Source organism: Microbacterium sp. No. 7 (assembly GCF_001314225.1).
GTDB lineage: Bacteria > Actinomycetota > Actinomycetes > Actinomycetales > Microbacteriaceae > Microbacterium.
This window is the reverse complement of sequence record NZ_CP012697.1, coordinates 4488787-4514033: the sequence shown is the minus strand read 5'-3', so window position 1 is coordinate 4514033 and position 25247 is coordinate 4488787. Positions and strand designations below refer to the sequence as shown.

The 25247-nt window shown below is 73.1% G+C and carries 22 protein-coding genes; 7 read left to right on the top strand and 15 right to left on the bottom strand.

Annotated elements, in window-relative coordinates; genetic code table 11:
- The first annotated feature begins 249 nt into the window (after positions 1–249).
- Entirely contained in the window at positions 250–1176 is a 927-nt protein-coding gene (locus AOA12_RS20860; protein WP_054686662.1) for a LysR family transcriptional regulator, read from the top strand.
- Here AOA12_RS20860 and AOA12_RS20855 read toward each other — a convergent pair.
- From AOA12_RS20855 to AOA12_RS20795, 13 genes are all read right to left on the bottom strand, one after another.
- Positions 1166–1720 carry a Uma2 family endonuclease gene (locus AOA12_RS20855; RefSeq protein ID WP_156366624.1) on the bottom strand — a complete coding sequence of 185 codons (555 nt, stop codon included), beginning with the start codon at positions 1718–1720 and terminating at the stop codon, positions 1166–1168. The two genes, AOA12_RS20860 and AOA12_RS20855, sit on opposite strands and share 11 nt — an antisense overlap.
- 98 nt (positions 1721–1818) lie before the next feature.
- A complete protein-coding gene (gene recQ / locus AOA12_RS20850; protein ID WP_442922293.1) occupies positions 1819–3945 on the bottom strand; it encodes a DNA helicase RecQ in 2127 nt (708 codons plus the stop codon).
- Between the two features lie 13 nt (positions 3946–3958).
- Entirely contained in the window at positions 3959–4633 is a 675-nt protein-coding gene (locus AOA12_RS20845; protein ID WP_054686660.1) for a nitroreductase family protein, read from the bottom strand.
- 126 nt (positions 4634–4759) lie between these two features.
- On the bottom strand, positions 4760–5293 hold the full coding sequence (locus AOA12_RS20840) for a DUF1697 domain-containing protein (protein ID WP_054686659.1): 534 nt from the start codon (positions 5291–5293) through the stop codon (positions 4760–4762).
- Positions 5290–5661 carry a DUF3052 family protein gene (locus AOA12_RS20835; protein ID WP_054686658.1) on the bottom strand — a complete coding sequence of 124 codons (372 nt, stop codon included), beginning with the start codon at positions 5659–5661 and terminating at the stop codon, positions 5290–5292. The genes AOA12_RS20840 and AOA12_RS20835 overlap by 4 nt, the downstream gene beginning before the upstream one ends.
- A gap of 198 nt (positions 5662–5859) precedes the next feature.
- On the bottom strand, positions 5860–7068 hold the full coding sequence (locus AOA12_RS20830; RefSeq protein WP_054686657.1) for a glycoside hydrolase family 3 N-terminal domain-containing protein: 1209 nt from the start codon (positions 7066–7068) through the stop codon (positions 5860–5862).
- Between the two features lie 232 nt (positions 7069–7300).
- Positions 7301–10012, bottom strand: a complete 2712-nt coding sequence (locus AOA12_RS20825; RefSeq protein ID WP_054686656.1) for a DEAD/DEAH box helicase — start codon at positions 10010–10012, stop codon at positions 7301–7303.
- A 225-nt stretch (positions 10013–10237) separates the two neighbouring features.
- The gene (locus AOA12_RS20820) at positions 10238–11695 is read right to left on the bottom strand and encodes a sodium/solute symporter (RefSeq protein WP_054686655.1); all 1458 of its coding nucleotides are present in this window, start codon (positions 11693–11695) and stop codon (positions 10238–10240) included.
- The gene (locus AOA12_RS20815; RefSeq protein ID WP_054686654.1) at positions 11692–12054 is read right to left on the bottom strand and encodes a hypothetical protein; all 363 of its coding nucleotides are present in this window, start codon (positions 12052–12054) and stop codon (positions 11692–11694) included. The genes AOA12_RS20820 and AOA12_RS20815 overlap by 4 nt, the downstream gene beginning before the upstream one ends.
- Positions 12051–12785, bottom strand: coding sequence for a LytR/AlgR family response regulator transcription factor (locus tag AOA12_RS20810; RefSeq protein WP_054686653.1), 735 nt, complete (start codon positions 12783–12785; stop codon positions 12051–12053). The genes AOA12_RS20815 and AOA12_RS20810 overlap by 4 nt, the downstream gene beginning before the upstream one ends.
- Positions 12782–13984, bottom strand: a complete 1203-nt coding sequence (locus tag AOA12_RS20805) for a sensor histidine kinase (protein ID WP_054687293.1) — start codon at positions 13982–13984, stop codon at positions 12782–12784. The genes AOA12_RS20810 and AOA12_RS20805 overlap by 4 nt, the downstream gene beginning before the upstream one ends.
- A gap of 131 nt (positions 13985–14115) precedes the next feature.
- Positions 14116–14418 carry a YbdD/YjiX family protein gene (locus AOA12_RS24205; RefSeq protein ID WP_054686652.1) on the bottom strand — a complete coding sequence of 101 codons (303 nt, stop codon included), beginning with the start codon at positions 14416–14418 and terminating at the stop codon, positions 14116–14118.
- An 18-nt stretch (positions 14419–14436) separates the two neighbouring features.
- The gene (locus AOA12_RS20795) at positions 14437–16731 is read right to left on the bottom strand and encodes a carbon starvation CstA family protein (protein ID WP_054686651.1); all 2295 of its coding nucleotides are present in this window, start codon (positions 16729–16731) and stop codon (positions 14437–14439) included.
- 287 nt (positions 16732–17018) lie between these two features.
- Here AOA12_RS20795 and AOA12_RS20790 point away from each other — a divergent pair, with 287 nt between their 5' ends.
- From AOA12_RS20790 to AOA12_RS20765, 6 genes are all read left to right on the top strand, one after another.
- Entirely contained in the window at positions 17019–17333 is a 315-nt protein-coding gene (locus AOA12_RS20790) for a GNAT family N-acetyltransferase (RefSeq protein ID WP_054686650.1), read from the top strand.
- An 89-nt stretch (positions 17334–17422) separates the two neighbouring features.
- Complete coding sequence (locus AOA12_RS20785; RefSeq protein ID WP_054686649.1) at positions 17423–17983, top strand: ECF transporter S component; 561 nt, start codon at positions 17423–17425, stop codon at positions 17981–17983.
- Positions 17984–18026: 43 nt separating this feature from the next.
- Complete coding sequence (locus tag AOA12_RS20780) at positions 18027–19862, top strand: ABC transporter ATP-binding protein (RefSeq protein WP_054686648.1); 1836 nt, start codon at positions 18027–18029, stop codon at positions 19860–19862.
- Entirely contained in the window at positions 19859–20659 is an 801-nt protein-coding gene (locus tag AOA12_RS20775) for an energy-coupling factor transporter transmembrane component T family protein (protein WP_054686647.1), read from the top strand. The genes AOA12_RS20780 and AOA12_RS20775 overlap by 4 nt, the downstream gene beginning before the upstream one ends.
- A gap of 79 nt (positions 20660–20738) precedes the next feature.
- Positions 20739–21602: a siderophore-interacting protein gene (locus AOA12_RS20770; protein WP_054686646.1), complete on the top strand. Its 864-nt coding sequence runs from the start codon at positions 20739–20741 to the stop codon at positions 21600–21602.
- Positions 21602–22147: an ECF transporter S component gene (locus tag AOA12_RS20765; protein ID WP_054686645.1), complete on the top strand. Its 546-nt coding sequence runs from the start codon at positions 21602–21604 to the stop codon at positions 22145–22147. The genes AOA12_RS20770 and AOA12_RS20765 overlap by 1 nt, the downstream gene beginning before the upstream one ends.
- Positions 22148–22230: 83 nt before the next feature.
- On the opposite strand, the gene AOA12_RS20760 is transcribed toward AOA12_RS20765, so the two are convergent.
- Together AOA12_RS20760 and AOA12_RS20755 are read right to left on the bottom strand one after the other, a co-directional pair.
- On the bottom strand, positions 22231–23391 hold the full coding sequence (locus AOA12_RS20760; protein ID WP_054686644.1) for an acyl-CoA dehydrogenase family protein: 1161 nt from the start codon (positions 23389–23391) through the stop codon (positions 22231–22233).
- Between the two features lie 574 nt (positions 23392–23965).
- Positions 23966–25225 (bottom strand): sulfate/molybdate ABC transporter ATP-binding protein, encoded by a 1260-nt coding sequence (locus AOA12_RS20755; protein ID WP_054686643.1) that lies wholly within the window; start codon positions 25223–25225, stop codon positions 23966–23968.
- Positions 25226–25247: the final 22 nt, after the last annotated feature.

Genomic DNA, 25247 nt, shown 5'->3' with positions numbered 1-25247 from the left:
GTGTCCCGCCGACGCGAGCCTAAAGTACAGCGAATGATTCTGAGCGATATCCTTCAGATCTGCTTCACTGTGCGGTCGGCGTCGGCGGCATGCCGTTCACAATTCAGGAGATCCGGTGGCTGCGGGGCGGTTCGGGCCGGATCTGCGGCGGATTTCCTGAATTGTGAACGGTACGGCGGGCCGGATGCCGGATGCCGGGCCGGGTGCCGGTGGGGCGGGGTCGGTGCGGGGCGTGGGCGAGGAGGCGGGATGCTGGACATGAGGAGGCTGCGGCTGCTGTGGGAGCTGCACGCGCGGGGCACCGTCACGGCCGTCGCGGAGGCGCGCAACTACAGCCCGTCGGCGGTCTCGCAGCAGCTCGCCCTGCTCGAGCGCGAGGCGGGCGTCGCGCTGCTGCGCCGCACGGGACGCACCCTCGAGCTGACCGCCGCGGGGCTCGCGCTCGTCGAGGAGACCGGGCACCTGATCGCGGGGCTCGAGCGGGCCGAGGCGGCGCTGCACCGCGTGCGCGCCGAGGTCAGCGGAACGGTGCGGGTCGCGGCGTTCCAGACCGCGATGCTCACGATCGTGCCGCCCGCGCTGCGCCGGCTGCGCGACGAGCACCCCGCACTGCGGGTGGAGGTCGTGCAGTACGAGCCCGGCGCCGCGCTGCAGGAGACGTGGGCGGGCGGGTTCGACCTCGTCGTCGCCGAGCAGTATCCGGGACACTCGGCGGTGCACTTCCGCGGTCTCGACCGGCAGCCGCTCACGCGCGATCCGATCCGGCTCGGACTGCCCGCGCGCGGCACGGGCGACGCGCGGTTCGACGCCGCGACCCGCATCGAAGACCTCGCCGAGCTGCCGTGGGTCATGGAGCCGCCGGGAGCCGCGACCCGGCACTGGGCCGAGCAGACCTGCCGCGTCGCGGGGTTCGAGCCCGACGTGCGATACGAGACCGCCGACCTGCAGGCGCACCTGCGCATCATCGAGTCGGGAGGCGCGGTCGCCCTGCTGCCCGGCCTCGTGCACGCGGGCGCGACGGCCCGGCTGCGGCTGCTGTCACTGCCCGGCGACCCGCACCGGGAGATCTTCACGGCCGCGCGGGCCTCGAGGGGCGCACATCCCGCGCTCGCCGCCGTGCGCGCCGCCTTCGCCGCCGAGGCCGAGGCGCTCGGCGAACGCCTGCTCAGCCGATGAGCGAGGCGGGGGAGAAGGCGACGGGGAAGGGCGTCGTGACCTCGAAGTGCTCGTCGCCAGCGGCGCCGGCGGTCTCGCGGTAGGTGCCGTCGACGAGGTCCCAGGCGACGATCGACGGGGCGTCTGGGTCGACGACCCAGTAGTGCGGACAGCCGGCGCGCTCGAGCCGTTCCTTCTTCAGCAGCAGGTCGATGCCGCGGGTCGACGGCGACAGCACCTCGACCGCCAGCGACGGGGGCCCGGGAAGGTGCGTCTCGGTGAACGCGGCTCGCGGCGCGACCAGCAGGTCGGGCTGCAGCACGGTGTCGCTGGCGAGTACGACGTCGAAGGGCGCGACGAGGACCATGTGATCGGAAGGGAGCGCGTTCCGGAGCACGACGTGGAGACCGCCAACGGCATCCTGATGCCGGAATCGCGGCGAAGGCGTCACGACAAGCGCCCCGTCGAGGAGCTCATAGCGGTGCCCGTCATCGGGCAGCGCTTCCAGGTCTGCGCGCGTCAACTCCCGCCCGTAGGGCAGGAACGTCGGTGCGTCGATCGCCATAGCCGCCATGGTATTCGTCCCCCTCGCTCATGGCACCCATCCTGCCCGGTCTGCGCCCGCGACATCCGGCTGACCGGCGATCTGTGGAGAACCCGGGATCACCCCGACGCGGCGATGACGGCGAGCACCGCCTCGCCGTAGGCTTCCTTCTTCTTCGCGCCGATGCCCGTGATGGCGTCGAGTCCGTCGAGGGTGCGCGGGCGGTGCTCGGCGAGGGCGCGCAGCGTCGCATCGCCGAACACAATGTACGCCGGCACGCTCTGCTCCTTCGCGACGCCCGCGCGCCATGCGCGCAGCGCCTCGAACAGGTCGCGGTCGCCCTCGTCGAGGGAATCGGATGCCGACGTCTTGCGCACGCGCGTCGTCCCGCTGCGCCCCAGCACGTCGCGCCGCAGCGGCACGTCGGTCTCGCCGCGCAGCACCGGCCCCGCCTTCTCGCCGAGCGCGAGCACGCCGTACTCGCCGCGCGCCATGAGCACGCCGCTCGCGAGCAGCTGGCGGATGACGCTGCGCCAGTCCTGATCGCTCAGGTCGGACCCGAGTCCGTAGGTCGCGAGCCGGTCGTGCTGCTGCGCGACGATGCGCTCGGTCGACGCCCCGCGCAGGATGTCGATGAGGTGCCCGGCGCCGAACGCCTGGCCGCGCTCGCGCTGCAGCCGCACGATCGTGGACAGCAGCTTCTGCGCCGGCACGAGGCCGTCCCACGTCTCGGGCGGCGTGAGGCAGGTGTCGCAGTTGCCGCACGGGTCGGACGGCTGCCCGAAGTAGCCGAGCAGGTTCTGGCGACGGCATCCCACCGTCTCGCACAGCGCGAGCATCGCGTCGAGGTGCTGGCCCATGCGGATCTTGTACGCGACCTCGCCCGGCGACTGGTCGATGAGGCGGCGCTGCTGCACGACGTCGCCGAGGCCGTAGGCCATCCAGGCGACGGCGGGGTCGCCGTCGCGGCCCGCACGGCCGGTCTCCTGGTAGTAGCCCTCGACCGACTTGGGCAGGTCGATGTGCGCGACGAACCGCACGTCGGGCTTGTCGATGCCCATGCCGAACGCGATCGTGGCAACCATGACGACGCCGTCGTCGCGCAGGAACCGCGCCTGGTGGGCGGCGCGCATCTCGGCGGGCAGGCCCGCGTGGTACGGCAGCGCGTCGAGACCCTGCGTGCGCAGGTACTCCGCGGTCTGCTCCACCGACTTGCGGCTCAGCGCGTAGACGATGCCCGCCGGCTCTGCGGGCGTCTCCGCGCCCCCGCTCGACGCGGTCGCGTCGCCGCCCCCGAGCCCCCGGATGAACCGCACGAGCTGCCGCCGCACGTCGACCTTCGGCTCGATGCGGTACTGGATGTTCGGCCGGTCGAAGCTCGCGACGAAGTGCCGCGCGTTCGGCAGGGCGAGACGCTCGGTGAGCTCGCGGTGCGTCTCGCGCGTCGCGGTGGCGGTGAGCGCTATGCGCGGCACGTCGGGGAACCGCTCGGCCAGGTCGCCGAGCGCGAGGTAGTCGGGGCGGAAATCGTGGCCCCACTGGCTCACGCAGTGCGCCTCGTCGATCGCGATGACGCTGAGCCGCCCGCGCTGCAGCAGCGTCGTGGTCTGCGCCGCCGACAGCCGCTCGGGCGCGACGTACAGCAGGTCGAGCTCGCCCGCCAGATAGGCCCGTTCGACGTCGGCGCGCTCGGCGCCCGACTGTGTCGAGTTGAGGTAGGCGGCGCGCACGCCGTTGGCGACGAGCGCGTCGACCTGGTCGTGCATGAGCGCGATGAGGGGGCTGATCACGAGGCCCGTGCCCTCGCGCACGAGCGCGGGCACCTGATACGTGATCGACTTTCCGCCGCCGGTCGGCATGAGCACGACGGCGTCGCCGCCGCCGATCACGTGCGCGACGATGTCCCCCTGGTCGCCGCGGAACGCGTCGTACCCGAACACCTCCCCCAGCACCGCGACCGGATCGCTCCCCACGAACCGCGAGGACGCCGGAGCCGCCCCGTCACCGCCCGCCGCACCGCCCCCGCTGGTCGAGTGCCGCGCGAAGCGCGGCGTATCGAGACCAGGCGTATCGAGACCAGATGCATCGAGGTCGGGCGGCCCCTCGAGCTCGTCCGGCGGTTCCAGCTCGTCGGGATCCCAGGGCACGTCGGCGTAGGGATCGTCGTGCCAGGTGCCGGAGTTCACGCCGTCCACCCTAGCCGCGGCATCCGACAGGAGTCCGATCCCTCCACAGGGGCGTGCCATCATCCCCGCACCCTCACGCGCCGCGGAACACCACCGCCTCGTCGAGTGTGGCGCGGTGCGTGCGGTACTGGTTCACGGGGTGCGCGAGGTCGGGCAGGCCGAACGACACGGCCGCGACCACGCGCAGGTTCTCGGGCATGTCGAAGAACGCGCGCACGCGCTCGGAGTGCCCCGCGATCGCGGCCTGCGCCGTCGCACCGAGGCCCAGGGCCTCGGCGGCGAGCAGCAGGCAGGTGATGTAGGCCCCGGCATCCACGGCGCCGTACGTGCCGAGCTCTGCGGGCGCCGTGACGATCGCGACGTGCGGCGCGCCGAAGAAGCGGAAGTTCTCCTGCGCCTGCTTCGCGGATGCCGCCCGGTCGCCCCAGGCGATGCCCACCGACTCGTACAGCTGCCGCGCCGTCGCCCGGCGCCGCTCGCGCAGCACGTCCGGGAAGCTCTCGGGGTGGCCGTAGTCGTAGTGCTCGTCCGCGGTCTGCGCCCATGCGACCATCGCCTCGCGGAAGCGCTCGGTCTCGTCGCCTCCCGTCACGTACACCTGCCAGGGCTGCGTGTTGCTCCACGACGGCGTGCGCTGGGCGAGCGTCAGCATCCGCTCGATCGTCTCGCGCGGCAGCGCGTCGGGCAGGTACGCGCGGCAGGTCCAGCGCCGCGTCAGCAGCTCCTCGAGGTCACGGTCGTCGGTCATGCGGCATCCTCTCGATGATCGGCGGCGAAAGCCCGAGTCGACGTCGCGCGCCCGCCTTCCGCGGGGCATCGTCCCGCCGGTGAGTCTCACGGGGGACATTCTCCCGTCTTTGCGCGCCGTGTCCGCTCAGCACCACTTGGCGGCCAGGGTGCGCACGACGTTCGCGTTGCGGTTGGTCCCGACGCCCAGCAGCTTCTCGGCGCGCAGCGGGTCGACGGCGCCGTCCTTGTACCCGGGCTGCAGCAGGGCGTGGGCGGCGCGACCGCGCACGATCATCTCGCCGATGTCGCTCGACGTCGCCTCGACGGCGCTCGCCGTCTCGGCGTCCAGCGCGCGCTGCAGCAGATACACGTAGTGCCGGGCGAGGCCGGGGCGCGCGGCGGAGAGCTCGTCGGCATCCGCCGCGATCGCGGCGAACTCGGCGGCGTCGAACACGATCGTCGGCACGGCGAAGCCGCGGTCGGCCTCGAACGCCTCCTCGAGGGCGCGCTCGACCTCCTCGCGGGTGCGGTCCGAGACCAGGCGCACGTTGCCCGAGTTGATATGGGTCGCGACGTCGCCGAACCCGCACGCCTCGGCGACGCGACGGATGTCGTCCTTCGGGAACATGCGCCTGCCGCCCACGTTGACGGCGCGGAGGAACGCGAGGTAGGTCGTCATGTCGCGCGCTTCATCCGCACGGCCGACCACACGTCGTCGACGGCCACGTTGGCGACGAGCGTCCAGCCCGCCTCCTCGACGCGGCGCCAGATGCTGTCGCGATTGATGTCGGCCCGGTTGCCCTTGGGGTAGACGATCCACACCGGAGCGGTGTCGCGCAGCGCGGCGTCGGCCGTGGCGATGCGGTCGTCGAGGTCGGCGGCATCGCGCACGAAGAGCACGGCGGATGCCGCCTCGCCGTCCGGCCCGACGACGCGCGCGCCCTCGGGGAGCGGCCCCAGCGCCGCCCGCTGCGCGTCGTCCGCGACGATCGCGATCGCCGTGCCCGCCCGCAGCCGCAGCTTCTCCGCCACGCTCTTGGTGCTCATGGACTCATTCTCTCCCGCCAGGGCCTCGGGTTCCCCTCCCTTCTGTGCCTTCTGTGCTTGAACCGCTTCTGTGCTTCACCCCCTTCTGTGCTTGAACCGCGGCGAAGTGCGGGTCCTGGCCGGGCGGACCCGCACTTCGCCGCGGTTGAAGTGAGGGTGGAAGAGGGCGAGAGGGGAGAGGGGAGAGGGGAGGCAGGCTCAGCGGGCGAAGGCCGGGTCCGCCTTGAGGGCGAGGATGCGGCGGCACGCGGCATCCACCTTCGCGGCGAACGCGGGGTCGGACTGCGCCCGCGCGAGCACGCCCGCGTGCATCTCGGCGAACACGCTCGGGTCGGCCGAGACGAGCAGCACGTCGACGCCCGCCTCGATCGCGAGGATGCCGCGGTCGCCGGGCGACCACGCCGCCACCTGGTCCGCGGCCGACAGGTCGTCGGTGATCACGACGCCGTCGAAGCCGAGCCCGTCGCGCAGCACCTCGCCGACGACGACCGGCGAGAACACGGCCGGCGTCGACGGGTCGATGCGGTCGTACACGGCGAGCGACATCATCACGACGGCGGGTCCGTCGGCGAGCAGTCGTCCGTACACCGACACGTCGGGGGAGTCCGCCGCGACGACCGTGTCGACGACGCTCGCGGAGAAGTCCGTGTTCTCATCGGTGCGGCCGAGGCCCGGGAAGTGCTTGAACGTCGGGACGACGCCCGCGTCGCGCATGCCGTGGGCGAAGGCGCCCGCGAGCGCGGCGACGGTGTCGGCGTCGTAGCCGTACTGGCGGTCGATCGCGCCGATCGGCTCGTTGCGCCAGGCCTCGTCGGGGCTCGTGACGATGTCGGCGACGGGTGCGAGGTTCATCGTGACCCCCGCCTCGCGCAGCTGGGCTCCCCAGCGGGCCGCGTCGGCGCGCAGCTGTGCGGCGCCCGTGCCGGCCTGCTCGATCGCGGCGGGGATGCGGTCGAAGCCCGGTCCCGCGAGCGCCTGCACGTAGCCGCCCTCCTGGTCGGCCGCGACCCAGGGCGCGCCCGGTGCGCCCGCGGTGAGCCCGTCGACCAGCTGTGCGATCGCCTCGACGCCGAGCCGCGAGCGGCCGTGCAGGAAGGCGCCGCCCACCTCGGCGGCGACGAGGGCCTCGTGCGTGAGCGGGCTGGCCGCCTCGACGGGCGAGCCGACCATGAAGAGCTGCCCGACCCGCTGCTCGAGCGTGAGGCGTGCGAGCGGGTCCGTCGGCGTGGGGCTCGGCGTCGGGCTCTCGCTCGGTGTCGGTGTCGGTGTGCGCGTGGGCGTCGAGGTGGCGGTGGGCGCCCCCGGCGATGTCGGCGACGACGGGGCGGGCGTCGTCGTCGCGCAGGCCGAGAGGGCCAGCGCGAGGACGGCGACGCAGACTGCGCGGAACGACGGAGCGGTGCGCATGGCCCTATTGTGCCTCGCCGGGCGGCGCCGGGTCTCCCCGGCGTCCTGCGCAGTCCGCCCTCGCCGGCCGGTGCAAGGCTCGGCGAGGACCGCCCCGCCGGCCCAGCGCGGCCCGCCTCGCCGGATGGTGCGAGGCCCTGCGCGGCCCGCCGCGACCCCCTCGCCGGCCCAGCGCGACCCGCCTGCGCCCGCCGGCACGAGGCCCTGCGCGGACCGCTCCGGCCGCCCGCGCCTACAGCCGCACGACCTCCGCGACGCGCACGACCGCCGTGCCCTCCTCGACGGATGCCGCGAGGTCGACCTCCGCGCGGATGCGCCAGTCGTGGTGTCCCGCCGGGTCGTCGATCGTCTGCTCGACGCGCCAGATGCCGTTCGCGGCATCCGCCTCGTCGATGACGCACAGCCGCGGCGAGCGAGCCGGCCCGCCGGTGAGGATCTCGTCGTGCTCGTCGTAGTAGTCGTCGAGCACGACGGGCCAGTCGACGTCGGCGTCCAGTGCGGCGAGCGCGTCGTCGTCCTGTCGTGCGGCGAGCTGCACGCGGCGGAACAGCTCGTTGCGCACGAGCACCGTGAACGCGCGCCGGTTGTCGAGGATCGACGGCGGCGCGGGCGGCACGACGGGCGCCTCGGGATCGTCTATGGGGTTGATCAGGGCTTCCCACTCGTCGACGAGGCTGGAGTCGACCTGTCGCACGAGCTCGCCGAGCCACTCGACGAGGTCCATCAGCTCGTCGGTGCGCGCCTCGGCGGGCACCGTCTGCCGGATCGCGCGATAGGCGTCGCTGAGGTAGCGCAGCACAAGTCCCTCGCTGCGGCCGAGCTGGTAGAACGAGACGTATTCCCCGAACGACATGGCCCGCTCGAACATGTCGCGCACGACGGCCTTGGGCCGCAGCTCGAAGTCGCGCACCCACGGCTGGCTCGACGCGAACGTCTCGAACGCCTGCGTCAGCAGCTCGGCGAGCGGCTTCGGATGCGTGACGTCCTCCAGCAGCGCCATCCGCTCGTCGTAGTCGATGCCGTCCTGCTTCATCGCCGCGACGGCCTCGCCGCGCGCCTTGAACTCCTGCTGCGACAGGATCGCGCGCGGGTCGTCGAGCGTCGCCTCGATCACGCTCACGACGTCGAGCGCGTAGTGCCCCGTCCCCACCCCGAGGGTGCCCGTCGTCCCCGCGAGGGTGCTGGTTGTCCCCCCGACGGTGCCTGTTGTCTCCCCGAGGGTGCCACTCGTTCCCGCGAGGGTGCCCGTTCGCCCGCGCGCGGGGGCGTCTTCGGACGGGTCGAGCAGCTCGATCACGGCGAGGGCGAACGGCGACAGCGGCTGGTTGAGCGCGAAGTTGGGCTGCAGGTCGACCGTGAGCCGGATCTGCGGCATCCCGTCGCTCACGAGGTTCGGGGAATCGCGCGAGGTTCGGACGATCTCGCCGGAGTCCTCCGAGGCCCGTGAGGCTCTCCGAGGCTCGTGGGGGCCAGCGACGGATGCCGCGGGCACGACCTCCACGATGCCGGCGACCGTGAGGGTGCGGAAGATCGCGAGGGCGCGGCGCGCGAGCGCGTACTGCCGGGCGTGCGGCTCGTGGTTGTCGAACACGAGCGCCCGCACGTTTCCGAACACGTCGCCGCCGCGCGCGATCACGTTGATGAGCATCGCCGCCGTGAGCTGCATGCGCGGCTCCAGCGGCTCGGGAACGGCATCCACCAGACGCTGGAACGACCCCTCGCCCCAGTTCACGACGCCCGTCGGTGCCTTCTTGCGCACGATCTTCTTGCGCTTGGCGGCATCGTCGCCGGCCTTCGCGAGCGCGACGGCGTTCTCGATCTCCCACTCCGGCGCCATCACGACGACGCTGCCGTGCGTGTCGAACCCCGCGCGGCCCGCGCGGCCGGCGATCTGGTGGAACTCGCGCGCCGTGAGCTGGCGCATGCGCGTGCCGTCGTACTTGGACAGCGCCGTGATGAGCACGGTGCGGATGGGCACGTTGATGCCCACGCCGAGCGTGTCGGTGCCGCACACGACGCGCAGCAGCCCGCGCTGCGCGAGCGTCTCGACGAGACGCCGGTACCGCGGCAGCATGCCCGCGTGGTGCACGCCGATGCCGGCGCGCACGAGCCGCGACAGCGTCTTGCCGAACGCCGTCGTGAACCGGAACCCGCCGATCGCCTCGGCGATCTCGTCGCGTCCGGCGCGCGAGAGGATGCGCACGGATGCCAGGGCCTGTGCCCGCTCCATCGCCTGCGCCTGCGAGAAGTGCACGATGTACACGGGCGCCTCGCCGCGTTCCAGCAGCGCCTCGACGACCTCGTGCACGGGCCGGCGCTCGTAGGAGAAGTCGAGGGGGACCGGTCGTTCGACGCCCGTGACGAGCGCGACGGGGCGGCCCGTGCGCCGCTCGAGGTCGGCGGAGATCGTCGACACGTCGCCGAGGGTCGCCGACATGAGCAGGAACTGCGCGCGCGGCAGCGTGAGCAGCGGCACCTGCCACGCCCAGCCGCGCTCGGGATCGCCGTAGAAGTGGAACTCGTCCATCACAACCTGGTCGACGGCGGCGTCGGCGCCCCGGCGCAGCGCGAGGTTGGCGAGGATCTCGGCCGTGCAGCACACGATGGGCGCGTCGGGGTTCACCGACGAATCGCCCGTGACCATGCCCACGTTCTCGGCGCCGAAGATGTCGACGAGCGCGAAGAACTTCTCGCTGACCAGGGCCTTGATGGGAGCCGTGTAGTAGCTTCGACCGCCCGCGGCGAGGCACGCGGCGTGCGCGGCGACCGCGACGAGCGACTTGCCGGTGCCCGTGGGCGTCGCGAGGATCACGTGCGCGCCCGAGACGAGCTCCATGATCGCCTCGTCCTGCGCGGGGTAGAGCGTGAGCCCCTGCGCGCTCGTCCAGGCGACGACGCCGTCGTACACGGCATCCGCCGACGCGCCGGTGGGGATGCCGTCCATCAGAGTCACCCGTCCAGTCTTCCTCACCTCCCCGCGAGGGTGCCACTTGTCGCCGCGGGGGTGCCACCTGTGGCCGCGGGGGTGCCATCTGTTCTCGCGGGAGGAACTAGCACCCTCGCGGGAGGAACTAGCACCCTCGCGGGAGGAATGAGCACCCTCGCGGTGACAACCAGCACCCCCGCGGCGACAACCAACACCCTCGCGGGGGCGGGCGCTCCGCTCCGCTCAGCGGCGCTCGGGCGTGTGCAGGCGGGCGAGCAGGCGCTCGGCGACCGCGGGCGGTCCCTCGCGGTCGAGCAGCGACACGACGACCGTCGTCGCGGTCGCGAGCGGGATGGTCCATGCCGCGGGCTGCGCGAGCAGCGGCGCGGCCGCCCCCACGCCGCCGATCGCCGCGTGCACGAGCAGCGCGAGCGCGCACGAGACGCCGCCGGTGACCATGCCCGCCACGGCGCCGCGGGCGGTCAGCCGCTCCCACCACACGCCCAGCAGCACGACCGGCGACAGCGTCGAGGCCGCCATGACGAACACGAGCCCGACGCTCGCGACGAGGCCCGCGGGCTGGGTCGCGAGCGCCATCGCGAGCGGCACGAGCGCGCAGATCACGGCCGAGACCCGGAACGAGCGCACGGAGCCCGAGAACACGTCCTGGCTGACGACGCCCGCGAGGGACACGACGATGCCCGCCGACGTCGCCAGGAACGCCGCGAAGGCGCCCGCGACGACGAGCGCCGTGATCGCCTCGCCGAGGGGTCCGGGGAACACGCGCGACGGCAGCACGAGCGCGACGGTGTCGGACAGGCCCGGCCGGGCGAGGTCGGGGGCCACGATGCGTCCCAGCAGGCCCATCGTCGACGACACGGCGTAGAACACGCTCACCATGCCGATGACGAGCACGGTCGTCCAGCGCGCCGACACCCCGTCGGGGCTCGTGTAGAAGCGCACGAGCACGTGGGGGAGCCCCATCGTGCCGAGGAGGAGCGCGAGCAGCAGGGATGCCGTCGCGTACGCGTCCATGCCCGCCGGCCCGTCCTGCGGCGGGAAGACGAGGGCCGGGTCGAGCTCGTGCGGGCCGCCCGCGAGCGCGAACGCGATCAGCACGGCCGGCACGAGCAGCGCCGTGAGCTTGAGCCAGTACTGGAACGCCTGCACGTAGGTGATGGCGCGCATGCCTCCCGCCGCCACGGCTCCCGCGACGAGCGTCGTCACGAGCACCGCGCCGACCCATGGCGGCAGGCCCGCGACGACGACGAGCGTGATGCCCGCGCCGTGCAGCTGCGGCACGACGTAGAGCCATCCGATCACCAGCACCGCGATGCTCGTCACGCGCCGCGCCCGCGACGACTGCACGCGCGCCTCGATGAAGTCGGGCAGTGTGTACGCGCCGCTGCGCCGCAGGGGAGCGGCGACGAAGGCGAGCACGAGCAGGTAGCCCGCCGCATAGCCGATCGGAAACCAGAAGCCGCGCGCACCGTCGAGCAGGATCATCCCCGACAGCCCCAGGAACGTGCCCGCCGACAGGTACTCGCCGCTGATGGCCGAGGCGTTCCACACCGGCCGCACGGTGCGCGAGGCGACGAAGAAGTCGCCCGTCGTCCGCGACACCCGGATGCCGTAGACGCCGATCAGCACCGTCGCCAGCGCGATCGCGGCGACGGCGGCGATGTCGAGCACCTGGTTCACTCGGTGCCCCGCAGCTGCCGGTACCGGCGCTCGTTGCGCGCGGCGCCGCGTTGGTAGACGAGGGCGAACGCGAGGATCGCGGGATAGAACGCGAACGCGTGCAGCAGCCACGACAGCGGCACGCCGAGCACCGCGATCTCGTCGAGCTCGGGGATGAGCGCGATCGCGGCGCCGAGGACGGCGACCACGACCACGAAGCCGGTCACCGTGCCGAGGGCCAGGCCCAGCTGCGCGCGGCGCAGGGCGCGCGCGAAGACGGCATCGGCCTCGTCGACGCGCGCCCCCGCGAGCGCGATCGGCCGCGTCGGGGCGCGCCGCGACCGGGCGGTGACGCGCACGCGGCGCGGCGGCTCGCTCATCGGCCCGCACCGCCCAGCAGCGCCTCGCGCACGGCGGGGAGCAGGCGCCGGCTGACCGGCAGCACCACGTCGCCGACGGCGACCGTCGCCTCGTGGCCGGCGAGGCGCGCCTCGGTGACGGATGCCGCGTGCACGAGGTAGGAGCGGTGCACGCGCACGAACCCGGCATCCGTCCATCGCTGCTCGAGCTCGGAGATCGGGATGCGCACGAGGTGGCCCGCGCCCTCGCCCGTGTGCAGGCGCGAGTAGTCGCCCTGCGCCTGCACCCACCGCACGTCGCGGCGGCGCACGAAGCGCACGGCCGAGCCGATCGTGACGGGCAGCACCTCGTCGCCGCCGTCGGCCGGCGCGGGCGCCGCCTCGGACAGCTCGACGACGCGGTCGAGGGCACGGCGCAGCCGGTCGAGCCGCACCGGCTTGAGCAGATAGTCGGCGGCGCGCAGGTCGAACGCCTCGACCGCGCGCGCGTCGTCGGCCGTCACGAAGATGACGGCGGGGCGCACCGCGACCCCCTCGATCGCGCGGGCGACGTCGAGGCCCGAGAGCCCCGGCATGTGGATGTCGAGGAAGGCGCCCGCCACGGCGTGCGCGGTCAGCAGGGCGAGCGCCTCGGCGCCCGTGCGCGCCGTGTACACGCGCCCGACCCGCTCGTCGGCGCCGATCAGGTGCGCCAGCTCGGCGAGGGCGGGGGGCTCGTCGTCGGCGACGAGCACGTCGATCGTGGCGCTCATGCGGGCCCCGTCTCGTTCATCGGCTGCGACTTGGGCACGCGCATCCGCACGAGCGTGCCCGCGCCCGTGTTCGTCTCGACGACGAGCCGTCCGTCGGGCCCGTAGAGCTGCCGCAGCCGGGTGTCGACGTTGCGCAGACCGATGTGCATGCGCGTCGTGCCCGCGCCCGCGTCGTCCGTGCCGTTCAGCAGGGCGGAGAGCTCCGCGGGATCCATGCCGGCGCCGTCGTCCTCGACCGTGATCTCGGTGTGCGTGGTCTCGTCGCGCGAGGCGATGCGGATCGTCCCGCCGCCCTCGCCGGGCTCGAGGCCGTGCCGCACGGCGTTCTCGACGAGCGGCTGCACCGAGAGGAACGGGATGGTCGTCGCCAGCGTCTCAGGGGAGATCGTCAGCACCACCGAGAGGCGCTCGCCGAAGCGGGCGCGCTCGAGCTCGAGGTACGAATGGATGCTGCGCAGCTCCTCGGCGAGGGTCGTGAACTCGCCCTGCCTGCGGAACGAGTACCGCGTGAAGTCCGCGAACTCGAGCACGAGCTCGCGGGCGCGCGGCGGGTCGGTGTGGATGAACGAGGCGATCGCGGTGAGCGCGTTGTAGATGAAGTGCGGCGAGATCTGCGCGCGCAGCGCTCGCAGCTCGGCCTCGGCCAGGGCGGCGCGCGACACCTCCAGCTCGCCGAGCTCGACCTGCGCCGCGCACCAGTCGCCGACCTCGCCGGCCGCGCGCACGAGCGCCGCGCGCATCGGGTTCGCGAAGGCGACGAGCACGCCGATCACCTCCCCGTCGACGGTGAGCGGCGCGCCCGCCGCGCCGAGCCCGCCGTGCTGGTCGAGGCGCATGAACACCTGCAGCCGCGCGGTCTCGCGCACGCGCTCGGCCAGGCGCAGGGCGGTGGCGTCCGTGCCCTCGGCATCCCCGTCGGCGGCGACGACGCGGTCGCCGTCGACGAGCACGACCGCGGTGCTGCCCAGCAGCGCGCGCAGGTGGCGTGCGGCGCGGCCGACGCCGGGCGAGCCGAGGCCGCCGCGCAGGTGCGGCGCTGCGAGGCTCGCCTCGTGCAGGGCGCGGTAGGCGGCCTGCTCCGCGTCGCTGCCCAGGTCGCGCGAGCCGCGCGCGAGCCGCCGCGAGAGCAGCAGCAGCAGGGTCAGCACGACCCCGGCGGCCACGCCCAGCACGGCCGCGAGCACCACGGCATCCGTCACGGCCATGAGTTTAGGCGGGTCGGGGCTGCACAACTCCTTCGATCCGAGCGTGATCCGGCTCGAATCGGCGCCCCGGCTCGCGCAGCTGCCGGTTTTGGAGGAGTTGTGCAGGCGGCGGTCACGGCGGGGGCTCAGCAGCAGCGGGCGCCGGGGTTGCGATCCTGCTCGTCCATGCGCTGCCGCCAGAACTGCCGCTCGGTCGGCAGTTCTTCGCCGGGGTGGTGCCTTCGCTGATGGGCGACGTACGTCGCATAGGCGTTGTCGCCCATCAGCGTGGTGATGTACCAGCGGATGCCCCGGCCCACGGCCGTCAGCCGCGCGAGCACGGCACGCGCCGGAACCGTCGGCTCCTCAGGGCTGTTCGAGGGACTCGTGCCCTCGGCGCGGGCGTAGCCCTCAGACGTACCGGGCGCCGAGGCATCCGTCTGGATCATCCTGTTCCTCCCGACCGGTCAGTGCCCGCGGCGGGCCAGATCCTTGCGTTCCTCGGCGAGGAGCGGCTCCCACTCCTGCTCGAGCGCGCGCTCCGACGGCGTCGGCAGGAATCCGGCGGGGGCGTACCGCCGCGAGGCGACCGCGGCGTCCTCGGTGTTCTCCCCGCCGCCGTCGCGGATCGCCCTGATCGTCACGACGACCGCGGCGATGATCACGACGATCGCGAGCACGACGAACACGATCGACAGCGTGCCCTGCACGGCCGTGTTGCGGATGACGGCGTTCATGACCTCGGGCGTGCCGAGCGACCCGTCGCCCGCGGCGAGCGCGTCGCGGTACCGGAAGTGGTTGGCCCAGTATCCGATCGCCGGCACCGGCGAGAAGATCTTGTACATCGACGCCGTGATCGTGACGACCGCGGTGAAGGCGAGCGGCAGCCCGACGATCCAGAGCCACTTCACGTACTCCCTGCCGCGCTTCGCCACGATCGCCATCACGACCGCGAGCGCGATCGCCGCGAGCAGCTGGTTGGCGATGCCGAACAGCGGGAAGAAGGTGTTGATGCCGCCGAGCGGGTCGGTGACGCCGAGGATGAGGATCGTGCCCCAGCCGGCGACCATGATCGCGGTGCACAGCCACACGCCCGGCCGCCACGTGACGTCGCGGAACTTCGGGAACCACGCCCCGATCGAGTCCTGCAGCATGAACCGGGCCACGCGCGTGCCCGCGTCGACGGCCGTCAGGATGAACAGCGCCTCGAACATGATCGCGAAGTGGTACCAGAACGCCATCAGAGCCTGGCCGCCGAGCGCCTGCTGCATGATGTGCGCGAGGCCGAGGGCGAGGGTCGGCGCGCCGCCGGTGCGCGAGACGACCGACGGCTCGCCCACGTCGGCGGCCGCACCCGTGAGCATCTCGGGCGTGAGGTGCACGCCCGTCAGGCCCAGCGAGTTCACGAACGCGACGGCGCCCTCGACGGTGCCGCCCGTGAGGGCGGCGGGGGAGTTCATCGCGAAGTAGATGCCCTGGTCGATCGAGATCGCCGCGACGAGCGCCATGATCGCCACGAACGACTCCATGAGCATGCCGCCGTAGCCGATGAAGCGCGTCTGGCGCTCCTTCTCGACGAGCTTCGGCGTCGTGCCCGAGGAGATCAGCGCGTGGAAGCCCGACAGGGCGCCGCACGCGATCGTGACGAACAGGAACGGGAAGAGCGGCCCCGCGAACACCGGCCCGAGGCCGTTCTCGCCGAAGATCGTGACGGCGGGCACCGTGATCTCGGGCCGCACGACGACGATCGCGGCCGCGAGCATGACGATGACGCCGATCTTCATGAACGTCGACAGGTAGTCGCGCGGTGCGAGCAGCAGCCACACCGGCAGCACGGCCGCCACGAAGCCGTAGACGATGATGCCCCACGCGATCACGCCGCGGTCGAGGTGGAAGATCGCCTGGCCCCACTCGGTGCCGGCGACCCAGCCGCCCGCGATGATCGCGCCGATCAGCAGCACGAAGCCGATGACCGACACCTCGGTCACCCGGCCGGGGCGCAGGTACCGCAGGTAGACGCCCATGAACAGGGCGATCGGGATGGTCAGGGCGACCGAGAACACGCCCCACGGGCTCTCGCCGAGCGCGTTCACGACGACGAGCGCGAGGATCGCCACGATGATCAGCATGATCAGCAGCGAGGCGAGGATCGCGGCGGTGCCGCCGATGCGGCCGAGCTCCTGCCGGGCCATCTGGCCGATCGTGCGGCCGCCGCGGCGCATCGAGAAGAACAGCACGGTGTAGTCCTGCACGGCGCCGGCGAGCACGACGCCGACGATGATCCAGATCGTGCCCGGGAGGAAGCCCATCTGCGCCGCCAGCACGGGGCCGACGAGCGGGCCGGCGCCGGCGATCGCGGCGAAGTGGTGGCCGTAGAGCACGCGACGGTCGGTCGGCACGTAGTCCTTGCCGTCGGAGCGCACCTCGGCGGGCGTCGCGCGCTTGTCGTTCGGGCGCGTGATGTAGCGCTCGATGACCTTGGAGTAGAAGCGGTAGCCGATGAGGTAGGTGCACACGGCCGCGAACACGAACCAGATCGCGTTCACGGTCTCGCCGCGCACGATCGCCAGCATCGTCCAGGCGACGCCGCCCAGCAGGGCGACGACCACCCATCCGGCGATCTTCAGGGGCGTCCAGCGGGTGTCCCTCGCATCCTGCTCGGGTGTGAGCGCGACGGGCGGGAGGGTCGGATCGGTGGTGATCTCCGGCTCGTCGTCGACGAGCGCCGCGCCGCTGCGGCGGCGGTCCGAAGGTGCAGTCATTGAATCTCCTGGTGGGTTCGCATCCTTGCGTGCCCCTCAGGGTAGGAATCCGGCACCCGCCCCGGGCCGGCCCCGGCCCGCGCCTGCGACGAGCGGTGCCAGGCGCGCGACGAACGGCATCCGCGCGCCGGGTGGCGGCCGGCGGCGGTGTGCACGACTCAGGAAGAACGCCCCCTTGCCCCGACGGGACCCGGCGTGCGCCCGCGAATCTCCTGAGTCGTGAACAGCATCCGGGCCGGATCGCCGGGGTGGACCTAGGTTGGAGGGAGGCAACGAGAGGAGCGGACATGCCCGATCCCACCCCCACCGTGACCCGCAACGACGAGAAGAGCCGGTACGAGGTGCACGTCGGCGACACGCTCGCCGGCTTCACGACGTTCCAGCCCGACGAGCAGGGGCGATTCGTCTACGCGCACACCGAGGTCGATCCCGCGTTCAGCGGGCAGGGCCTCGGCGGCATCCTCGTGGGTCAGGCGCTGACCGACGCCGCGAGCCGCGGCGAGACGGTCGTGCCGGTGTGCCCGTTCGTCGTGAAGTACGCGCAGCGCGGCAACGTGCCCGGGCTCGAGATCCACTGGCCGGCCGGCTCCGTCGACGCCTGACCGCGACGGCGGGTCGGATGTCGCCGGCATCCGCTCGCACGTCGATTTTCCCCGGTCGGAGAACGGGCCTCCGCGGGTACGCTGAAGCTGTGCCTAGCCTCACCCGTCTCCTCACGACGCGCGTTCTGCTGATCTGCGCGGCCGTCGGCGTCGCCACGGGGATCGTGGGCGGCGTCGCGGGGCTGCTGACGCCGCTCGTGCTCCTCGCCGCGCCGTTCGCCTACGGGCTGCTGCTGGGCGTGCACGTGCTGCCGGGCATCATCGCGCAGGAGGTGCTGCGCCTGCCGCTCGTCGCCATCGTCACGCACGTGCTCGCCGCCCTCGTCTCCAGCGCTTTCAACCCCGCGTGGGCGGGCCGGTTCATCGGCACGGCGCTGCTGTTCGGCGCGATCCAGGAGGGCGTCGCCGCGCTCACCCGCTACCGCGCGTGGGGCGTGTGGCGCTTCTTCGTCTCGGGTGCCGTCATCGGCCTCGTCATCGCCGTCGCCGTATTCTTCGCCGCCGACCTCGCGGCGCTCGCGACGTGGGCGCAGATCGCCTACCTCGTGCTGTCGGTGCTCTCGCCCGTGCTGTGGACCGCGCTGGGCATCGCGATCGGCGCGGGCCTGCGCCGGGCGGGCGTGGTCCGTCCCGTCGCCACACGAGGTTAGGCCGTACTAAGTTAGGAGGGTTCCCCACCCTCTTGGACCTCTCGTGCCCCTAGTCGAACCCGTGATCGCGCATGTGCGGAGCCTGGCCGTGCGGCACGACGGCGCCCGCGTCGACGCGCCCGCCGACGCCTCGTTCGACATCGCGCCGGGCGAGGTGGTGCTGCTGCTCGGGCCGAGCGGGTCGGGCAAGTCGACCGTCACGCTGACCCTCAACGGGCTCATCCCGCACGCGGTGCCCGCGACCGTGCGGGGCACCGTCTCGATCGCGGGGATGGATGCCACGACGACGCCCGTCGCGACGCTGAGCACGCACGTGGGGATGGTCTTCCAGGATCCCGACGCGCAGCTCGTCACCGGCACGCTCCTCGACGAGGTGGCCTTCGGGCCCGAGAACCTGCGGCTGCCCGTCGACGAGGTGCTGCGCCGCACCGAGGCCGCGCTGCGGCGCGTGGGGCTCTGGGAGCGTCGGCACGAGAACCCCGATCGCCTCTCGGGCGGCGGGCGCCAGCGGCTCGCCCTCGCGTGCGCCCTCGCGCTGGGCTCGCCGCTGCTCGTGCTCGACGAGCCCACGGCCAACCTCGATCCGCAGGGCATCGAGGAGGTCTACGCGGCCCTCGGCGAGCTGGTCGCGGCCGGCGACCGCGCCGTGCTGCTCGTCGAGCACAACCTCGACGCCGCCGTCGCGATCACCGACCGGGTCGTCGTGCTCGACGCGGCGGGCCGCACCCTGGCGGCGGGCGGCGTCGACGAGGTGCTGCGGGAGCGCGCGGCCGAGCTGCACGCGCTCGGCGTCTGGCTGCCGGTCGCGACCCTCGCGGCCCTGCGGCTGCAACGCCGGGGCCGGCGGTTCGATCGCCTGCCGCTCACGCCCGACGAGCTGCGTGCGGAACTGGCGGCCGCGGCGGGCGGCTTCTCGTCGGGGCCCCAGGCGGACGTCGCCCGAACTCCTCCGATCCGCAGGCGGATGGGCGCTTCCGGACCCGATTCGGCGTCTTCCGCATCGGATCGGAGGAGTTCGGGCGCGCCCGTCGCCGCGCCGCCCGAGGCGGACGCGCCGCCCGCGGTGGAGGTGCGCGACCTCACGGTGCGGCGGGGGCGCGCCGACGTGCTGCACGACGTGTCGCTCCGGGTGGATGCCGGCGAGTTCGTGGCCGTCGTCGGCGCCAACGGCGCGGGCAAGACCACCCTGCTGCAGGCGATCGGCGGCGTCGTGCCCGTGCCGCGCGGCGCGGTGCGCACGGCGGGCGTCGATCCGTCGCGCGCCGACCGGCGCTCGCGCGCGGCGCACGTGGGCTTCGTGTTCCAGAACCCCGAGCACCAGTTCATCGCGCACACCGTGTTCGACGAGCTCGCCCACGGACTGCGCCTGCAGAGGATGCCGGATGCCGAGGTGCGCGCCCGCGTCGACGAGCTGCTGGAGCGGTTCGGGCTCACCGGTCACGCCGACAGCCATCCGTTCCTGCTGTCGGGCGGCCAGAAGCGCCGCCTGTCGGTGGGCACCGCGCTCATCGCCGGGGCGCCCGTGCTCGCGCTCGACGAGCCCACGTTCGGGCAGGACCGCGCCCGCGCCGACGAGCTGCTGCGGCTGCTCGTCGACCTCAACGACGGTGGCACGACCATCCTGATCGTGACCCACGACATGCAGCTCGTCGCCGACTACGCGCGTCGCGTGATCGTCGTGGAGCAGGGCCGCATCGCCGCGGACGCTCCGACCGCCGAGGTGTTCGCCGACGACGAGCTGCTGCGCCGGTGCGGGCTGCGGCCTCCGCCACTGTCGCGCGGACTCGCCGGCATCCCCGGTCTCGAGGGCGTCACGCGGCTCGACGATCTGGATGACCTCGACGTGCTGGACGTGCTCGACGATGAGGGCGCCTCGTGAGCGTCGACCCGTACGCGCGCCCGAGCTCGCGCCGGTTCCTGCACACGCTGAACCCGCTCGCGAAGATCGTGGCCCCGCTGCCCGCCATGCTGCTGCTCGTGTTCGTGCGCGACCTGGCGACGCCGCTCGCCTTCATCGTGCTCTCCTACGTCGTGCTGCTCGCGGGCGCCCGGCTCACCCGCGGCGTGCTCGTGCTGCTCGCCGTCGTCGTGCCCGCCGCCGCGCTCTTCGTCGGCGTCGGCATGTCGCTCTGGGCCGATGCGTCGCGCGTCGACCAGTCGGTCGTGCTCGTGCAGCTCGGCGGCTGGACGCTCTACGGCGGGGCGCTCGCGATCGGCTTCGCCACGGGACTGCGGCTCGCTGCGATCATCGCGCTGGCGCTCGCCGCCGGGCTGACCACGACGGGCCCCGACCTGGCGCGCTCGATGGTGCAGCAGCTGCGCGTTCCGTATCGCATCGGATACACGGCGCTCGCCGCCTTCCGCTTCGTGCCGCGGTTCGGCCACGAGCTCGAGGTCATCCGCCAGGCGCACCGGGTGCGCGGCGCGCACGGCGGCCGCGGCCCGTTCGCTGCGCTGGCCCGTTGGTGGGGCTACGTCGTGCCGTTGCTGGCCGGGGCGATCCGCCACGCCGAGCGGGTCGCGCTCGCGATGGACGCCCGCGCGTTCGGCGCCTACCCCGACCGCACCGAGCGGCACCTCGTGCCCTTCCGAACCCGCGACGTCGTCTTCATCGCGGCCGGCTGGGCGATCTCCGCGGCGATCTTCGCCGTGCTGTTCCCCTGGGGTCTCGGGTGAACAGGGCCTCGGGTGAGCACGGTCTCGGGGTGAGCATCCCGGCATCCCCCGCCCATCCCCTCATCGAAAGGATGCCGACATGGCACGCTTCAGCTCCCTCGTGAAGCCCGCGTCGCAGGACCTCCTGCACCTGCGGGTCGTGCGCACCGAGCGTCTCTCGCCGCACTGGATCCGCATCACCCTCGGCGGCGGCGACATCGGCCGGTTCACGCCGATGGGCTACGACCAGTGGTTCCGCATCTTCCTGCCGCTCGGCGGCGACGAGGGCCTCGAACGCATTCCCGCGAAGGCCAACAAGATCCTCGGCTACGTCAAGTACCTCCGCATCCCCGACGGCATGCGCCCCGTCATGCGCAACTACACGGTGCGCGCGTACCGCGCGGCCGGCGCCGACGGCGGCCCCGAGATCGACGTCGACTTCGTGCTGCACGGCAGCGGCCCGTCGGCCGGCCCTGCGTCGCGGTGGGCCTCGGCGGCGAGCCCCGGGGAGTCGGTCGTCATCATCGACGAGGGCCTGGGCTTCAACCCCGACCGCGGCGTCGACCGCGTCGTGCTCGTCGCCGACGAGACGGGCGCGCCGGCGGTCGCGGGCGTGTGCGCGTCGCTGCCCGCGACGGCCACGGGCGTCGCGCTCGTCGAGGCGTCCTCGGCCGACGACGTGCTCGAGATCGACGCGCCCGCGGGCGTCGAGGTGCGCTGGCTCGTGCGGCCGCAGGGCGCGAAGCCCGGGTCGGCCGCGCTCGACGCGCTGCGGGCGCTCGACCTTCCGGCATCCCCGTTCCATGCGTTCGTCGTGGGCGAGCAGTCGCTGCCGACGACGGCGCGCCGCGAGCTCGTGGCGCGCGGCGTCGACAAGGGCGCGATCAGCTTCATGGGCTACTGGCGCGTGGGCGCGGCCTCGCCGACGCCCAAGTCGCAGGTCGCCGCGGGAGGCGCGCACTGATGGGACGCGTCTCGACCGCGTACCTGCTGACGTGCGCCGCGATCGGCGTCGCAGGCGGCGTGCTGCTCGCGGTCGGCTGGTGGCTCTCGCTCGGGCTGTTCGCGACCGTGCCGTTCGTGTCGGTGGCGATCGCGGGGCTTTGGGTGCTGCCGGCCGTGATCGCGCTGCGCCTCATCCAGCGCCCCTTCGCGGGACTGCTCGTCGGGCTCGTCTCGGGCCTCGTGCTCGCCCCGTTCTACACGGTGTCGGCGATCGCGACGACGCTGTTCTGGTCGTTCTTCCCCGAGCTGCCGTTCCTCGTCACGCTGTACCGGCGCTGGTCGACGTGGCTGCACTATGCGGGGGCCGCGGCCGTCGGCATCGCGTACCCGATCCTCGCGGCGCAGTCGTTCGACCTGTGGTCGATGGCGCCGGGCGTGCTCGTCGCATTCATCGGGCTGTGCCTCGTGAGCTGCCTCGCCGGCACCGCGCTCGGCGTGCTGATCGCCGACCGCCTGCGCGCCGCGGGCGTCGCGCGCCTCGCCCGCCGGCGGCCCGCGGCCTGAGCGACCGGACGAACGATGGATGCCGGGACCCGTGGGCCCCGGCATCCATCGTTTGTCCGGCGTTCCTGCCGTCGCGGTCGCGCCTACTTGCCGACCAGGTCGCGCCCCACGATCTCGCGCATGATCTCGTTGGTGCCGCCGTAGATGCGGTGCACGCGCGCGTCGGTGAAGGCGCGGGCGATCGGGTACTCCATGATGTAGCCGTAGCCGCCGTGCAGCTGCACGCCGGTGTCGAGCACCTCCCACTCGCGCTCGGTCGCCCAGAACTTGACCTTCGCGGCCTCCTCGGCTGAGAGCTTGCCGTCCTTGTAGGCGAGCAGCGCGCGGTCGACGTACGCCCAGAGCGCGTCGACGGAGGTGGCCATGTCGGCGAGCTTGAAGCGCGCGTCCTGGAAGTCGGCGACGCGCTGGCCGAAGGCCGTGCGGTCCTTCGTGTACGCGAGCGTCCACTCGAAGCCGGCCTGTGCCGCCGCGGCCGCCGAGACGGCGATCGAGAGGCGCTCCAGCGGCAGGTTCATCATGAGCTGGATGAACCCCTGGCCCTCCTTGCCGCTGATGAGGTTCTCCTCGGGCACGAACACGTCGCTGAAGCTGAGCTCCGCGGTGTCCCAGCCGTGGAAGCCCATCTTGCTGAGCTTCTTGCCGTGGTCGAAGCCCTCCATGCCGTTCTCGATGATGATGAGGCTGAAGGCGTCGGGACGGTTGCCCTCGCCCGTCTTGACGAACGTCACGACGATGTCGGCGGTCTTGCCGCTGGAGATGAACGTCTTCGCGCCGTTGACGATGTAGCCGCCGTCGACCTTCTTGGCCGTCGTCGAGATGCCGCGCAGGTCGCTGCCGGCGCCGGGCTCGGTCATCGCGAGCGCGCCGAGCACCTCGCCCGTGGCCATGCGGGGCAGCCACTTCTCCTTCTGCGCCTGCGTGCCCATGTGCACGAGATAGGGCACGGCGAGGTCGTCCTGGATGCCGAAGGCGCCGGCGAGCGAGCCCGCTCCGGCGCGGATGACCTCTTCGTTGACGATCGCGCGGAAGCGGTAGTCCTGCAGCATCCCGGCACCGCCGAACTCCTCCGGAACCGACAGGCCGATCAGGCCCGACTCCCCGGCGGCGAGCATGGTGTCGCGGTCGATCTCGCCGTCGCGCTCCCACTGCTCGCGCTTCTCGTTCGTCGCGTACCGCTTGAGGAACTCCTTGACAACGTCGCGGAACGTCTCGTGATCCTCGTCGTAGATGTCGCGCTCCATGCGGCGCCCCTTTCTTCGTGGTCTTCCGGCGCACCGAAAGCTCCAGCGGCGCCGCCGATCCCAGCGTACGCCGTGGTGCACAAGGGTGAAACCCCGTTCCTCGAAGTTGGTACCCCGTGTCATCTCGGCGGGCGGTGGCGGGCACGGAGTTCGGAGGATGTCGCCAAGTTCGGGGGATGCCGCGGGACGTGTCCGAGGTCGGCGGGATTCTCCGAGGCCTGTGATCGGCGAGGGATGCCGGGTCTATCCGGAGATGGCGTTCACAATTCAGGAAGAACGGGGTGCTGGTGGCCGGGTCGGGCCGACCGTGGACCGTTCTTCCTGAATTGTGAACAGTGGTGGAGGTGGTGTCCGTCGGCTGGATGGCACCAGAGCCGCGGGGCTCGGGGCAGGTGGCAGGGTTGGGCGGAGGCCGGCGGTGGGGAGGTCGGCCGTGCACAATTCAGGAAGCCTGCGCCGGTGGGCTTGGGGAACGGGGGTTTCCGGGCGGTCTTCCTGAGTTGTGAACAGTACGAGGGCGGAATCGGGCGAGAGCGGCCGGGTCGGGGCGGCCAGGTCGCGACCGCCGGCCGGGTCAGGGGGCGGTCGGCGGGCGGGGAGTGGACGCCGGCGGGGCGGCCGGAGCGAGCCGCACGGCGTCGGCGGGCACCGTCAGGCGCACGGCCGTGCCGGGGGCGAGCCGCAGCGCGGCGAGAGCATCGGCGGCCAGGTCGACCGCGATGTCGGGTTCCTCTGTGTGCACGCGCACGCCCGCAGGGGTCTGCTCGAGGCGCGCGACGCGGGTGATCCACGAGCTCGCGGACGCGTGAGGCGCGGGCGCCGGGTCTATTGATGCCGGACCCGCGGATGCGTGAGGCGCGGGCGCTAGGTCTGCGGGCGCCGAACCCGCGGGCGCCGGACCCCCGGGCGCCGGACCCCCGGGCGCCGGACCCCCGGGCGCCGGACCCGTGGATGCCGCAGACCCGGCATCCACGTCCTCCAGCGTCTGCAGGTGTACCAGGCCGGGACGGACGAAGGCCGCCAGCGGCGTGCCGTCGGCGGCGTCCACGGCGTCGCGGGCTCTCAGCGTCACGTCGCCCGACCGCCACGCGCCGCCGTCGGCGACGCCGAGCACGCGGTTCACACCCGCGATGACGGCGGCGAAGCGCGTCGCGGGCGCCGCGAGCACATCGCGCACGGGGCCCGCCTGGGTCACGACGCCGTCCTCGACGATGACGAGCCGGTCGGCGAGGGCCGCGGCATCGATCGCGGCGTGCGTCACGACGAGCGTCGTCACGGCACTGCGCGGCAGCTGCGTGGCGATGAGCGTGCGGATCTCGCCCGCCGTCTCGGGATCGAGCGAGGCGAACGGCTCGTCGAGCATGAGCACGCGCGGCTCGGTCGCGAGGGCGCGGGCGAGCGCGATCCGCTGCTGCTGCCCGCCCGACAGCTGCGCGGGACGGCGCCCGCCGAGTCCGCCGAGTCCGACCCGCGCGATCCACTCGTCGGCACGCTCGAGGGCGACGGCGCGGGCGACCCGCCGCGCCCGCAGCCCGAACGCGACGTTCTCCCGCGCCGACAGGTGCGGGAACAGCCGGGGCTCCTGGCCGAGCAGCACGACGCCGCGGCGATGCGGGGGCAGGGGGCGGCGGCCCGCGGCATCCGTGCCGTCGATGCGCACGTGCCCCTCGTGCACGGGCTCGAGCCCGGCGATCGCGTGCAGCAGCGTCGACTTGCCCGCGCCGCTCGGTCCCATGATCGCGACGGTCTCGCCCGGCGCCGCGGTCACCGCGACGTCGAGGCGGAAGCGCGGCCGGTTCACGACGACCCGTGCGTCGAGGGATGCCGCGGTCATCGCGCCCGCCGCCCGTTCGACC

Excerpts from the sequence above, each read along its gene's own strand:
- AOA12_RS20760 (WP_054686644.1), bottom strand. The coding sequence starts at position 23,391 with ATGGAGCGCGACATCTACGACGAGGATCACGAGACGTTCCGCGACGTT.
- AOA12_RS20755 (WP_054686643.1), bottom strand. The coding sequence starts at position 25,225 with ATGACCGCGGCATCCCTCGACGCACGGGTCGTCGTGAACCGGCCGCGC.
- AOA12_RS20845 (WP_054686660.1), bottom strand. The coding sequence starts at position 4,633 with ATGACCGACGACCGTGACCTCGAGGAGCTGCTGACGCGGCGCTGGACC.
- AOA12_RS20860 (WP_054686662.1), top strand. The coding sequence starts at position 250 with ATGCTGGACATGAGGAGGCTGCGGCTGCTGTGGGAGCTGCACGCGCGG.
- AOA12_RS20815 (WP_054686654.1), bottom strand. The coding sequence starts at position 12,054 with ATGAGCGAGCCGCCGCGCCGCGTGCGCGTCACCGCCCGGTCGCGGCGC.
- AOA12_RS20840 (WP_054686659.1), bottom strand. The coding sequence starts at position 5,293 with ATGACGACCTACCTCGCGTTCCTCCGCGCCGTCAACGTGGGCGGCAGG.
- AOA12_RS20765 (WP_054686645.1), top strand. The coding sequence starts at position 21,602 with ATGGGACGCGTCTCGACCGCGTACCTGCTGACGTGCGCCGCGATCGGC.
- recQ (WP_442922293.1), bottom strand. The coding sequence starts at position 3,945 with ATGGCACGCCCCTGTGGAGGGATCGGACTCCTGTCGGATGCCGCGGCT.
- AOA12_RS20830 (WP_054686657.1), bottom strand. The coding sequence starts at position 7,068 with ATGCGCACCGCTCCGTCGTTCCGCGCAGTCTGCGTCGCCGTCCTCGCG.
- AOA12_RS20790 (WP_054686650.1), top strand. The coding sequence starts at position 17,019 with ATGCCCGATCCCACCCCCACCGTGACCCGCAACGACGAGAAGAGCCGG.
- AOA12_RS20855 (WP_156366624.1), bottom strand. The coding sequence starts at position 1,720 with ATGGCGATCGACGCACCGACGTTCCTGCCCTACGGGCGGGAGTTGACG.
- AOA12_RS20810 (WP_054686653.1), bottom strand. The coding sequence starts at position 12,785 with ATGAGCGCCACGATCGACGTGCTCGTCGCCGACGACGAGCCCCCCGCC.
- AOA12_RS20770 (WP_054686646.1), top strand. The coding sequence starts at position 20,739 with ATGGCACGCTTCAGCTCCCTCGTGAAGCCCGCGTCGCAGGACCTCCTG.
- AOA12_RS20795 (WP_054686651.1), bottom strand. The coding sequence starts at position 16,731 with ATGACTGCACCTTCGGACCGCCGCCGCAGCGGCGCGGCGCTCGTCGAC.
- AOA12_RS20835 (WP_054686658.1), bottom strand. The coding sequence starts at position 5,661 with ATGAGCACCAAGAGCGTGGCGGAGAAGCTGCGGCTGCGGGCGGGCACG.
- AOA12_RS20825 (WP_054686656.1), bottom strand. The coding sequence starts at position 10,012 with ATGGACGGCATCCCCACCGGCGCGTCGGCGGATGCCGTGTACGACGGC.
- AOA12_RS24205 (WP_054686652.1), bottom strand. The coding sequence starts at position 14,418 with ATGATCCAGACGGATGCCTCGGCGCCCGGTACGTCTGAGGGCTACGCC.